Genomic DNA, 11,593 nt, shown 5'->3' with positions numbered 1-11,593 from the left:
CAGTCATGAAATTTTTTTGTTCTGTGTCATATACTCGGCCTGCCACTTGCAGGATATTTCGGCAAGCGGCGTCGGCACAGGGGGGAGACTCTGTGTCTACAAGGCGATCTTCACAATAAAAATCCGGAGTAGTTCAGATGTCGTCTCGTGAGACTGGGAATGTAAAGTGGTTCAACGATGCCAAGGGCTATGGCTTCATTCAGCGTGAAGGGGGGGCAGATGTCTTCGTCCACTATCGCGCCATCCGCGGTGAGGGGCATCGTACCCTGGTCGAAGGGCAGCGGGTGGAGTACGCCTGTGTGCAGGGCCAGAAAGGCCTGCAAGCCGAGGATGTAGTGGGGCTCTGAGCCTCGAGGCTACAAGCTTCAAGCTGCAAGTTGACCGTGTAACTTGCAGCCTGATGCGACCGCTCCTGATGGTGGCCGCCTAAGGCTTGCAGCTTATGACGTGCGCCAGGTGATCTCTTCTTCTCCGTCGGCACTGATGCGAATCCAGCGATCGGCGTCTTCCTCGCCATCTTCTTCGACCCAGCCACCCGGTGCGCAACGGACTTCGACGCCCAGTGCAGCAAAGGCAGCGCGGGCGCAGGCGACATCATCGGCCCATGGGGTCTGGTCGCTTTCCAGGTACAGGCTGTTCCATTTCCCTACAGCCTTGGGTAGCCAGGTGACCGGAATGTTACCGGCCTTGCATTTGAACGTCTGGCCTTTCTGTTGCCACTCGCTGCACGGGCCGACCGCTTCGCCGAGCCATTGGGCAATCTGCTTGTGGTCGACGTCGGCGTCCTTCAGGTAGATCTCGATATCAGGTTGGCGCATAAGGGCTCCGGGTGTGCTCAGTCTTGGCGCACAAAATAGTCATAACGCATGGAAACCGTGACCTCGAAGGGCTCGGGCTGCTCGATCACCCGTGCGCGTTTCTCGGCGCTGGCGCGCCAGCCGTGTGGGGTCATGGCCAGCAAGTCGGCGCGGGCCTTGGGCGCGGCCAAGCTCAGGCGGAACTCGAGGATTTCGCTGTGGGCGTGGGCCATGCCCTCTGGCACCAAGGCCAGGTGCTTGTCATCGGCGTAAGGGCGTACTTCATCGTAGAGCACTTCGCGCAGCTCCATCAGGTGGCCGCTGGTCGGGCCCACCCGCATCAGGCCGCCGCCGGGGCTGAGCAGGCGCTTGGCTTCAGCCCAGTCCAGCGGGCTGAACACGCTGGCGATGAACTGGCAACTGGCCTCGGCCAATGGCACGCGGGCCATGCTGGCGACCATCCAGGTCACCCCAGGGTCTCGGCGGCAGGCGCGCTTGACCGCCTCGCGGGAGATGTCCAGGGCGTAGCCGTCGGCCTGGGGCACTGCCTGGGCGATCTGTGCGGTGTAATAGCCTTCGCCGCAGCCGATGTCGAGCCAGGCGCCGGGCTGGTACGCGGCGGCCAGTTCGGCCAGGCGCTGAGCTACAGGGGCGTAGTGGCCGGCGTCGAGGAAGTCACGGCGGGCCTCGACCATGGCCTGGTTGTCGCCGGGGTCGCGGCTGTTCTTGTGCTGCACGGGCAGCAGGTTCAGGTAACCCTGGCGGGCGCGGTCGAAGCGGTGGCCGGCCGGGCACACTGCACCGTTGTCGAGCCGCGTCAGGGCCGCCTGGCAGATCGGGCAGGCGAGCATCAGGCGAGCAACCGGACCAGGGTCTGGTAGTAGATTTCGGTCAGCAGGTCGAGGTCGCTGGCCAGGATGCGTTCGTCGACCTGGTGGATGGTGGCATTGACCGGGCCGAGCTCTACGACCTGGGTGCCCATGGTGGCGATGAAGCGGCCATCGGAGGTACCGCCGCTGGTGGACGGCTGAGTGTCGCGACCGGTGACACCCTTGATGCTCGCCGCCACCGCGTCGAGTAGTTCGCCAGGTTCGGTGAGGAATGGCAGGCCCGACAATGCCCAGTCGATCGACCAGTCCAGCTCATGCTTGTCGAGGATGGCCGAAACCCGCGCCTGCAGGCCTTCGACGGTGGACTCGGTGGAGAAGCGGAAGTTGAACAGCGCGACCAGCTCGCCTGGGACCACGTTGGTGGCGCCGGTGCCAGCGTTGAGGTTGGAAATCTGGAAGCTGGTAGGCGGGAAGAACGCATTGCCTTCGTCCCAGTGCTCGGCAGCCAGTTCCGCCAGGGCCGGCGCGGCCAGGTGGATCGGGTTGCGCGCCAGGTGCGGGTAGGCGACGTGGCCTTGCTTGCCACGCACGGTCAGCGTGGCGCCGAGCGAGCCACGACGGCCGTTCTTGACCACGTCACCGAGCAAGGTGGTGCTCGATGGTTCACCGACGATGCACCAGTCCAGGCGCTCATTACGGGCCTGCAGGCGTTCGACGACAGCCTTGGTGCCGTGGTGGGCCGGGCCCTCTTCGTCGCTGGTGATCAGGAAGGCGACCTTGCCACGGTGGTCGGGGTAGTCACGCACGAAGCGCTCGCTGGCCACCACCATCGAGGCCAGGCTGCCCTTCATGTCGGCAGCGCCGCGGCCGCAGAGCATGCCCTGGGCATCGATCAGCGCCTCGAATGGCTCATGCTGCCACTGCTGCACCGGGCCGGTCGGGACCACGTCGGTGTGGCCAGCGAAGCACAGCACCGGGCCTTCCTGGCTGCCATGGGTGGCCCAGAAATTGTCGACGTCCTCGATGCGCATCGGTTCGAGCTGGAAGCCCACGGCGCCCAAGCGATTCATCATCTGCGCCTGGCAGTCGGCGTCGACGGGAGTGACCGAGGGGCGACGGATCAGGTCGCAGGCCAGTTGAAGGGTAGGCGAGAGCTCGGCAGGGGCCGTCATGGGGAACTCCGGGGCAAGGCAAGGCGGAAAAACGAGGGGCGTTATCTTATATCAAACCGGGGTTGTCGGCACGGGCCAATGGGGCTGCACAGCAGCCCCATGGGTTTCACGTTGCCTGGGCTTGCACAACGTTGTCGCTTGGCTTGGGCAGCGACGACAACAGTGCCATCACCAAGGCTGCCAGATATGGCAGCGACTGCACCAGCAGCATCGCCACCCAGAAGCGCATGTCAGAGCTCGGCAACCCTTGTACCAGGTAGATCCCCGCCGCCGCGCCCCACAGCAGCAACATGATGAACAGCTCTTCGCGCGCTTCGGAAATTGCCACCAGCACGCCATGGCTGTCGGCATTCTTGGGGGTGCGGAAGAACGGCATGCTGCTGGTGAAGAACCCGTACAGCACCGCCTTGGCAATGGTATGCGACAACGCCAGCCCTGCCAGTGCGGCGGCGAACGCATCCTTTAGGTTGACCCCCACCGCCCGGCGGTACAGGAAGATGATCTTGCCGACCTTGAAGAAGAACAACGCCAGCGGCGGGATCGCGAAGATCATCAGCGGTGGGTCGACCCGGTGCGGCACGATGATCATCGCCGCCGACCACAGCAGTGCGCCGACGGTGAAGAAAATGTTCATGCCGTCGGCAATCCAGGGCAGCCAGCCGGCCAGGAAGTGATAGCGCTGGCCGCGGGTCAGCTCGCTGCCTTTGCCGCGTAGCAGCGCGGCGGCATGGTGCTTGATGATCTGGATGGCGCCGTAGGCCCAGCGGAAGCGTTGCTTCTTGAAGTCGATGAAGGTGTCGGGCATCAGGCCCTTGCCGTAACTATTGTGGGCGTAGGCTGCCGACAGGCCTTTTTCGAACACGCGCAGGCCCAGTTCGGCATCCTCGCAGATGCACCATTGCGCCCAGCCCAGCTCTTCGAGCACAGTGCGCCGGGTCATGGTCATGGTGCCGTGCTGGATGATCGCGTCACGGTCGTTGCGGGTGACCATACCGATGTGGAAAAAGCCTTTGTATTCGCTGTAGCACAGCTTCTTGAAGGCGCTTTCGTGCTGGTCGCGGTAGTCCTGCGGCGATTGCACCACGGCGATCTTCGGGTCGGCGAAGTGCGGCACCATGTGCTTGAGCCAGTTACGGTCCACGCAATAGTCCGAGTCGATCACCGCAATCACCTCGGCATCCTTGGCTGTGTGCGGAATCAGGTAGTTCAGTGCGCCGCCCTTGAAACCTGCCAACGGCGCGACGTGGAAGAACTTGAAGCGCTCACCGAGTTTTTCGCAATGGGCCTTGAGCGGCTCCCACACAGCCGGGTCTTTGGTGTTGTTGTCGATCACCAGCACTTCGTAATCGGGGTAGTCCAGTGCCGCCAGGGCGTCGAGGGTCTGTTTGACCATCTCCGGTGGCTCGTTGTAGCACGGCACGTGTACCGAGACCTTGGGCCGATAGGCGCTGTCGCCCTGCACCGGGAGGAATTCCCTGCGCCGTTTGTGAATCCACACCGCCTCGGCCAGCTCGTGGGCCTCGGTCAGCAGCACGATGAAGACGCCCAGGGCGCCCAGCGCCAGCAGCACGCCCACGGTCAGGCTGAACCAGGTGCTGTATTGTTGGCTGTAGTCATAGGCAATCCAGACCAGCACCGAACCGCAGAGGAAGGTGATGAAGGTCAGGAACGTCCGGCCACGCTGGCGCAAGGCCGAGCCGTCGATCAGCAGCACGGTCAGCGCGATCATCGCCAGCACCACCGAGGCGACCGCCAGCGCGCGCCATTGCGGGATGGCTACCACGGGCCCGTCGAAATTGAATTTCTGTTGGCGCTCTGCGTTGAACACGCCCCAGTAGGCGCCCACCGAACCCTCGTCGCTGGCTTTCCATGGCTGGTCGTAAGCTTCGATGACGAAATAGTTGTAGCCGCGGCGGTTAAGGGTATTGACCAAAGTGCGCAGGTAGATGGCCTGGTCCGCCTGTGTGGCGTCGGCACCGCCGCGCATGCGGCCGTTGCTCGGCCAACCGACCTCCGAGAGCAGCAAGGGCTTGCGCGGGAACTGCTGCTTGAGCTCGCGGGCGCGGTCGAGCACGAACTCCACCGAGTCCTTCATCGGCACGAACTCCCAGTAGGGCAGGATGTGCGCGGCGATCAGGTCGACGTGCTTGGCCAGCTCCGGGTGTTCCTTCCAGATGTGCCACTGTTCACTGGTGGTAACTGGTACCTTGACCGCGGCTCGTACCCGGTCCAGGTACTGGATCAGCGCTTCGGGGGTGACCTCTTCGCGGAACAGCGCTTCGTTGCCCACCACCACCCGCACCACGCTGCGCGAGGTATTGGCCAGTTCGATGGCCTTGGCGATCTCGCGCTCGTTGCGCTCAAGGTCCGGGCTGATCCAGATACCCAGGGTGACGCGCAAGCCGAGCTCCTCGGCCAACCGCGGAATTTCGGCCTGGGTGCCTTCGACGGTATAGATGCGGATGTTGTCGGTCAGCTTGTTCATCTGCTCCAGGTCCTGGCGCATCTCGTCATCGGTGGGGTACTGGCCCTTTTGCGGGCTTTCTCCAAGACGGAAGGGCGAGTACGAGAAGCCAGAGATCTGCTCCGGCCAGGCAGGCGCGGAGACCGGGCGGTTGATCAGGGCCCAGAAGCCGGTGAACAGTGCGGCGATGGCCAGGACAACCACCAGGTTCAGGCCGAATTTGCGTGATGACATTGTCGTCCAAATCTGTCGAAGAGGTAGGACATTAAAGCAGGGTTGGTAGGGACTTACCTAACGATGGAGGCCATCGACGCTGCTGGCATATAATGCGCGCCGATTTTGCGGTATGAGCTTCGGGGTACCATCATGAGCACAGAAGATCCACGCTTCGCCGGCGTTGCCCGGCTGTACGGTGACGAGGGTTTGCACCGCCTGAGCCAGGCCCATGTTGGCGTGGTGGGTATCGGCGGCGTCGGGTCCTGGGCGGCCGAGGCGCTGGCGCGCAGCGGCGTGGGCGAAATTACCCTGTTTGACCTGGACGACGTCTGCGTCAGCAACACCAACCGCCAGGCCCATGCCCTGGAGGGCCAGGTGGGGCGGCCCAAGGTCGAGGTCATGGCCGAGCGCCTGCGGGCGATTAACCCGGCGTGCACGGTGCACGCAGTGGCTGACTTCGTCACCCGGGACACCATGGTCGAATACATCACCGAAAACCTCGATTGCGTGATCGACTGCATCGACAGCGTGATGGCCAAGGCTGCGCTGATCGCCTGGTGCCGGCGGCGCAAGATCGCCATTGTCACCACCGGTGGCGCGGGTGGGCAGATTGACCCGACGCAGATCCAGATTGGCGACCTCAACAAGACCTTCAATGACCCGCTGGCTTCGCGGGTACGCTCGACCTTGCGCCGCGATTACAACTTCTCGCGTAACGTCAGCCGTAACTACGGGGTGCCTTGCGTGTTTTCCAGCGAACAGCTGCGCTACCCCAAGGGCGATGGCAGCGTGTGCCTGCAGAAGAGCTTCGTCGGGGAAGGGGTGCGCCTGGACTGCTCCGGTGGCTTTGGCGCGGTGATGATGGTGACCGCTACGTTTGGCATGGTGGCGGCCAGCAAGGCAGTGGAAAAACTGGTGGCGGGGGCCCGGCGGCCTTCGGAGCGGGTCAAACCCGCGTCCGTTTCAACTGGCTGAAACCAGTTCAGCCATTCGCTGCAATACCGCATGCAACCCGTTGCTGCGTGAGGGTGACAATTGCCGCTCCAGCCCCAACCGGGTAAACCACTCGCCCAGGTCAAGCCCCGCCAGCGCGCCACTGTCGAGGCCCTGCACCCTCACCAGCAGCAAGGCCAGCAACCCGCGCAGCAAGCGTGCGTCGCTGCTGGCCTTGAACCGCCACTGGCCGTCATGCTGTTCAGCCACCAGCCACACCAGGCTTTCGCAGCCATGTACGCGGTTGCTTTCCGACTTTTCCCCCTCGGCCAGGGGGGGCAACTGGTCGCCCATCTGCATCAGCAGGCGCGCGCGCTGCTCCCAGCCGCGGGCCTGGTCAAAGCGCTCCAGGGCCGCCTGGGCGTCGGCGGGCAGGCTCATCGCAGCAGCTCCAGGCCTTGATCGAGCGCATCGAAGAAGCGCTGCAGGTCGTCGCTGTCGTTGTATAGGCCCAGCGACACGCGAATGGCACCGTCCAGGCCCAACCCCCTGAGCAGCGGCATGGCGCAGTGATGGCCGGCGCGTACGGCGATGCCCTGCTCGGTCAGCAGGTGCGCAATGTCGGCATTGTGTACGCCTTCAATGACAAAACTGGCCAAGGCGGTGTGCGGCGTGCCGAGCAGGCGCACACCCTCCCGGTCGGCCAGGCCACGCAGAAGATGCTGGTGCAGGCTGGTTTCATGGGCCTGAACGGCGTGGGCATCGAGCCCGCCCAGATAGTCCAGGCTCGCGCCTAGGCCGATGACGCCAGAGATGGGCGGTGTGCCCGCCTCGAAGCCCAGCGGTGCAGGGCGGAAGCTAGCACCCTGGTAGTCGGCCAGTTGCACCATCTCGCCGCCGAACTGCCAATGGCGCAGCAGCTCCAAGGCCTGCGGGCGGCCGTAGAGCACACCGACACCCTCGGGGCCATATAGCTTATGGCTGGAGAACACATAGAAGTCGCACCCCAGCTGCTGGACATCATGACGGCCATGCACCACGCCCTGGGCGCCATCGACCACGGTCAGGGCGCCCTGGGCATGGGCGTGGGCCAGCAGCGCGGCCAACGGTTGCCAGGTGCCGAGCACATTGGACAACTGGCTGACGGCAAGCAGCCGAGTACGCGGCCCGATCAGTTGCAGTGCCTGGTCCAGGTCGATGCGGCCATGCTCGTCCAGCGGCAGTACGACCAGGCGCAGGTTGCGGCGCCGCGCCAGTTGCTGCCAAGGCAGCAGGTTGGCGTGATGCTCCAGGGCGCTCACGGCGATTTCGTCGCCTGCTTCGAACCGGTGTTCCAAACCGTAGGCCAGAAGATTCAGCGCGGAGGTCGCGCCGTGGGTGAAGATGATCTGGCGGGATTCGGCGGCATTGAGCCAGGCGGCAACCTTGTCGCGGCTGGCCTCGAACGCCTGGGTCGCCAGCGCGCCAGGCAGGTGTTGGGCACGGTGCACGTTGGCCGCGCCATGGCCGTAGTAATGGCTCAGGGCATCGAGCAGGGCCTGGGGCTTCTGGGTCGTGGCGGCGCTGTCCAGGTAGGTCTGGTGCTGCCGTTGCAGGGCGGCGATGGCGGGGAAGTCGACACGCCAGGGGGAGGGCTGGAACATGATCACGGGGCCTGGAATGAAAATCGGGTCTGGCGTGAGTACGCCAGACCCGATCTTAACACTTCGAACCCGTAGGGCGTTCTCAGTTGTGGGCGTGCAGCGCCTCGTTCAGCTCGATCGCCGATTTGTGCGTCTTGCACTCGACCGCACCGTTCAGCGAGTTGCGGCGGAACAGCAGGTCGGTCTGGCCGGCCAGGTCGCGGGCCTTGACCACCTTGACCAACTCGTTGTTCTCATCGAGCAGGTTGACCTTGGTGCCAGCTGTAATGTACAGGCCGGCTTCGACGGTGTTGCGGTCGCCCAGCGGGATGCCGATACCAGCGTTGGCACCGATCAGGCAGCCTTCGCCGACCTTGATGACGATGTTGCCGCCACCGGACAGGGTGCCCATGGTCGAGCAGCCGCCGCCCAGGTCCGAGCCCTTGCCGACGAAGACGCCCGCCGAAACGCGGCCTTCGATCATGCCTGGGCCTTCGGTGCCGGCGTTAAAGTTGACGAAGCCTTCGTGCATGATCGTGGTGCCTTCGCCGATGTAGGCGCCCAGGCGCACGCGTGCGGTGTCGGCGATACGCACGCCGGCCGGGACCACGTAGTCGGTCATCTTCGGGAACTTGTCCACCGAGAACACTTCCAGCAGCTCGCCTTTGAGGCGCGCTTCCAGTTGCAGCTCGGCCAGTTCGGCCAGGTCGATTGCGCCGTGGTTGGTCCAGGCGACGTTCGGCAGCAGCGGGAAGATGCCTGCCAGGCTCAGGCCGTGCGGCTTGACCAGGCGATGCGACAGCAGGTGCAGCTTGAGGTAGGCCTCCGGGGTGGAGGTCAGGGCGATGTCTTCGGCCAGCAGGGTGGCGACCAGCGGCTTGTGGCTTTCGGCCAGGCGGGTCAGCAGGGCGGCCTGGGCGGCATCGACACCTTTGACGGCTTCAGCCAGCTGCGCGGCCTGGGCGTTGCTGAAGGCGATGGCCTGGTTGCCACCTTCATAACCGAGGATCGGCGCGACGGCGGCGACCAGCTCGGCGCTAGGCTTGAGCAGCGGTTGTGCGTAGAAGACTTCCAGCCAGGTGCCCTGGCGGTTCTGGGAGCCGACACCGAAGGCCAGGCTGAACAGGGTATTGGACATGTGATTACCTCGTGCGAAATAGGGTAAGAAGCGTAAGCGGGCTCAGGCCAGGGCGGCGGCGTACAGGTCGGGCTTGAAGCCGACCAGTGTGCGTGTGCCGAGGTCGAGCACCGGGCGCTTGATCATCGACGGCTGGGCCAGCATCAGTTCGACGGCCTTGGCTTGATCGAGGCCGGCCTTGCTGGCGTCGTCGAGCTTGCGGAAGGTGGTGCCGGCACGGTTGAGGATGACTTCCCAGCCGTGTTCGTCGCACCAGCGGTTCAGGCTGTCACGGTCGATGCCTTGGGCCTTGTAGTCGTGGAATTCGTAGGCGACGGTGTGGTCTTCGAGCCAGGTGCGTGCCTTTTTCATGGTGTCGCAGGCTTTGATGCCGTAGAGCGTGTAGGTCATCGTGTACATTGGGGCCACAGGTATCCCCAATCTCTCCATTTTCCGAAAGTCAGTCGCGGGATTATGCGGGATCGGTCCTTCGAGCGCCACGGGTGTGCAAGCCTTGAGGCTCGCAGAGTGGCGCAGGCGCCATTTAGCTGCTTCGGGATTGCCAGCACCGATGAAATCGCGTCATGCATCCGTCAGTCACAACCGTCAGTATCATCGTGTTACATATTCGCGGTTGTCCTGCGACTATCGTGCAGCGGCCCAGGATCGCCACTGGCCGCTAACATATTGTTTCAATGGCGATGTCTCGCCCCGCTGTAGTTCTTGGTTCACAAAGGAAGCTTTAACGGATGCAGTCAGCCTACACCGTCCTTATTCTGCTCACGCTGGTCAGTGTGTCGAAGCTGGTCGGGCGGGTTATCCCGCTACCGCTGCCCTTGGTGCAGATCGCCGCCGGTGCGCTGCTGGCCTGGCCAACCCTGGGGCTGCATGTTGCCCTTGACCCTGAGCTGTTCCTGTTTCTGTTCCTGCCGCCGCTGTTGTTTGCCGACGGCTGGCGCATCCCCAAGCGCGAACTGTGGCGCATCCGTGGTCCGGTGGTGGCCCTGGCCGTGGGGCTGGTGCTGTTCACCGTGGTCGGTGCCGGCTACTTCATCCACTGGTTGCTGCCCAGTATTGCGCTACCTGTGGCATTCGCCCTTGCGGCGGTACTGTCGCCCACGGACGCCGTGGCCGTCTCGGCCATAACCCAGGACCGCCTGCCTACGCCGCTGATGCACATGCTCCAGGGCGAGGCGCTGATGAACGATGCGTCGGGCCTAGTGACCTTCAAGTTCGCCCTGGCGGCTGCAATCACCGGCGTGTTTTCCCTGGCTGATGCAAGTTTCAGTTTTGTGCTGGTCGCCCTGGGCGGCCTGGCGGTAGGTGTTGCCCTGAGTTGGCTGATCGGCCGCTTGCGCGCATGGATGATCGCCCGCGGCTGGGATGACCCGGCCACCCATGTGGTGTTCATGCTGTTGCTGCCGTTTGCCGCCTATGTGCTGGCAGAGCGCCTTGGGGTGTCGGGCATTCTCTCGGCGGTGGCAGCCGGCATGATGCAGAGCTGGCTCGACCTGCTGCCACGCCAGACCAGTACCCGCCTGCTCAACCGCAGTGTCTGGTCGTTGCTGGAGTTCGCTTTCAACGGTCTGATCTTCCTGCTGCTGGGCCTGCAGTTGCCGGACATCATCAAGGCTGTGGTCAGCCACGAAACGACCGTGTGGCCGACCCTGGCCTGGCGATGCCTGGATGTCCTGGCGATTTTCGGCGCGTTGATCCTGCTGCGGTTCATCTGGGTACAAAGCATCTGGCGGGCCATCGGTGTGGTGCGGCGTTGGCGCGGTAAGCCAGCACTCGTCCTGATGCCGACCGCGCGCTCCTGCTGGCTGCTGACCCTGGGTGGCGTGCGGGGAGCGGTGACGTTGGCCGGTGTGATGTCGGTGCCGCTCTTGATCGGTGCAGGCAAGGCCTTCCCCGAACGGGACTTGCTGATTTTCATTGCCGCCGGGGTCATCCTGCTGTCGCTCATCAGCGCGTGCATCGCCTTGCCGATCCTGCTGCGCGGTATCACCAAAAGCCCTGACGAGCGGTTGCATCAAGAAGTCCTGGAGGCTTGGCGACGCACCGTCGAGGCGGCGATTCATGCACTGGAAGCGGAAGAGGTGATTGACGCCAGCGCACCGCAAGATGCGGCTCAGGCGACCATGGCCACTGAGCTCAAGGCAAGGTTGATGGCCGAGTATCGCGATGAATTGAACAGTTACAACGACACGGCCGAGGCGCGGGCCCTGGCCGAGCAGATGGACTTGCTGGAGCGGCGTTTGCGCTTGCGGGCGCTGCGGGCACAGCGGTTGGAGCTGTACAACCTGCATCGCCAGCATCTGGTGGGCGATGAGGTCGTGCGGCAGGTGTTGGGGGAGCTGGATATGAGTGAAGCGAACCTGGGGGCCGTCAAGTAGAGCGGCGGGGTGGCGATCGCCGGCAAGCCGGCGAATGGGCCGCAGA

11 protein-coding genes are annotated in these 11,593 nt (G+C 64.0%); 3 read left to right on the top strand and 8 right to left on the bottom strand.

Going from position 1 to position 11,593, the window contains the following annotated elements; genetic code table 11:
- Positions 1 to 137: 137 nt before the first annotated feature.
- Positions 138 to 347: a cold-shock protein gene (locus APH34_RS16645; RefSeq protein ID WP_003252255.1), complete on the top strand. Its 210-nt coding sequence runs from the start codon at positions 138 to 140 to the stop codon at positions 345 to 347.
- Positions 348 to 440: 93 nt separating this feature from the next.
- On the opposite strand, the gene APH34_RS16640 is transcribed toward APH34_RS16645, so the two are convergent.
- From APH34_RS16640 to APH34_RS16625, 4 genes are all read right to left on the bottom strand, one after another.
- The gene (locus tag APH34_RS16640) at positions 441 to 818 is read right to left on the bottom strand and encodes a hypothetical protein (protein ID WP_054902129.1); all 378 of its coding nucleotides are present in this window, start codon (positions 816 to 818) and stop codon (positions 441 to 443) included.
- 17 nt (positions 819 to 835) lie between these two features.
- Positions 836 to 1,648, bottom strand: coding sequence for a putative RNA methyltransferase (locus APH34_RS16635; protein WP_054902128.1), 813 nt, complete (start codon positions 1,646 to 1,648; stop codon positions 836 to 838).
- Positions 1,648 to 2,799 carry a succinyl-diaminopimelate desuccinylase gene (dapE, locus tag APH34_RS16630; RefSeq protein WP_054902127.1) on the bottom strand — a complete coding sequence of 384 codons (1,152 nt, stop codon included), beginning with the start codon at positions 2,797 to 2,799 and terminating at the stop codon, positions 1,648 to 1,650. Before dapE ends, APH34_RS16635 begins: the two co-directional genes overlap by 1 nt.
- Before the next feature lie 106 nt (positions 2,800 to 2,905).
- Positions 2,906 to 5,497 carry a glycosyltransferase gene (locus tag APH34_RS16625; protein WP_054902126.1) on the bottom strand — a complete coding sequence of 864 codons (2,592 nt, stop codon included), beginning with the start codon at positions 5,495 to 5,497 and terminating at the stop codon, positions 2,906 to 2,908.
- 132 nt (positions 5,498 to 5,629) lie between these two features.
- Here APH34_RS16625 and tcdA point away from each other — a divergent pair, with 132 nt between their 5' ends.
- Entirely contained in the window at positions 5,630 to 6,454 is an 825-nt protein-coding gene (gene tcdA, locus APH34_RS16620; RefSeq protein ID WP_054902125.1) for a tRNA cyclic N6-threonylcarbamoyladenosine(37) synthase TcdA, read from the top strand.
- Here tcdA and APH34_RS16615 read toward each other — a convergent pair.
- The 4 genes from APH34_RS16615 to APH34_RS16600 form a co-directional block, all read right to left on the bottom strand.
- Positions 6,443 to 6,853 (bottom strand): SufE family protein, encoded by a 411-nt coding sequence (locus APH34_RS16615; RefSeq protein ID WP_054902124.1) that lies wholly within the window; start codon positions 6,851 to 6,853, stop codon positions 6,443 to 6,445. The genes tcdA and APH34_RS16615 overlap by 12 nt on opposite strands.
- Entirely contained in the window at positions 6,850 to 8,055 is a 1,206-nt protein-coding gene (locus APH34_RS16610) for a cysteine desulfurase (RefSeq protein WP_054902123.1), read from the bottom strand. Before APH34_RS16610 ends, APH34_RS16615 begins: the two co-directional genes overlap by 4 nt.
- A gap of 82 nt (positions 8,056 to 8,137) precedes the next feature.
- Positions 8,138 to 9,172, bottom strand: a complete 1,035-nt coding sequence (gene dapD, locus APH34_RS16605) for a 2,3,4,5-tetrahydropyridine-2,6-dicarboxylate N-succinyltransferase (RefSeq protein ID WP_054902122.1) — start codon at positions 9,170 to 9,172, stop codon at positions 8,138 to 8,140.
- A 42-nt stretch (positions 9,173 to 9,214) separates the two neighbouring features.
- Entirely contained in the window at positions 9,215 to 9,562 is a 348-nt protein-coding gene (locus APH34_RS16600) for an ArsC family reductase (protein WP_176513239.1), read from the bottom strand.
- 338 nt (positions 9,563 to 9,900) lie between these two features.
- On the opposite strand from APH34_RS16600, the gene APH34_RS16595 reads away from it, so the two are divergent.
- Positions 9,901 to 11,547, top strand: a complete 1,647-nt coding sequence (locus APH34_RS16595) for a Na+/H+ antiporter (RefSeq protein ID WP_054902120.1) — start codon at positions 9,901 to 9,903, stop codon at positions 11,545 to 11,547.
- The last annotated feature ends 46 nt before the right edge of the window (positions 11,548 to 11,593 follow it).

Origin of the sequence: Pseudomonas sp. NBRC 111131, from assembly GCF_001320525.1 — a bacterium.
Lineage (GTDB): Bacteria > Pseudomonadota > Gammaproteobacteria > Pseudomonadales > Pseudomonadaceae > Aquipseudomonas > Aquipseudomonas ceruminis.
This window is presented reverse-complemented; position numbering and strand designations above follow the sequence as displayed.

What these genes read in the sequence shown, in the direction of transcription:
- APH34_RS16640 (WP_054902129.1), bottom strand. Translation starts at nt 818, where the DNA reads ATGCGCCAACCTGATATCGAGATCTACCTGAAGGACGCCGACGTCGAC.
- APH34_RS16635 (WP_054902128.1), bottom strand. Translation starts at nt 1,648, where the DNA reads ATGCTCGCCTGCCCGATCTGCCAGGCGGCCCTGACGCGGCTCGACAAC.
- APH34_RS16625 (WP_054902126.1), bottom strand. Translation starts at nt 5,497, where the DNA reads ATGTCATCACGCAAATTCGGCCTGAACCTGGTGGTTGTCCTGGCCATC.
- tcdA (WP_054902125.1), top strand. Translation starts at nt 5,630, where the DNA reads ATGAGCACAGAAGATCCACGCTTCGCCGGCGTTGCCCGGCTGTACGGT.
- APH34_RS16610 (WP_054902123.1), bottom strand. Translation starts at nt 8,055, where the DNA reads ATGTTCCAGCCCTCCCCCTGGCGTGTCGACTTCCCCGCCATCGCCGCC.
- APH34_RS16600 (WP_176513239.1), bottom strand. Translation starts at nt 9,562, where the DNA reads ATGACCTACACGCTCTACGGCATCAAAGCCTGCGACACCATGAAAAAG.
- APH34_RS16615 (WP_054902124.1), bottom strand. Translation starts at nt 6,853, where the DNA reads ATGAGCCTGCCCGCCGACGCCCAGGCGGCCCTGGAGCGCTTTGACCAG.
- APH34_RS16595 (WP_054902120.1), top strand. Translation starts at nt 9,901, where the DNA reads ATGCAGTCAGCCTACACCGTCCTTATTCTGCTCACGCTGGTCAGTGTG.
- APH34_RS16645 (WP_003252255.1), top strand. Translation starts at nt 138, where the DNA reads ATGTCGTCTCGTGAGACTGGGAATGTAAAGTGGTTCAACGATGCCAAG.
- dapE (WP_054902127.1), bottom strand. Translation starts at nt 2,799, where the DNA reads ATGACGGCCCCTGCCGAGCTCTCGCCTACCCTTCAACTGGCCTGCGAC.
- dapD (WP_054902122.1), bottom strand. Translation starts at nt 9,172, where the DNA reads ATGTCCAATACCCTGTTCAGCCTGGCCTTCGGTGTCGGCTCCCAGAAC.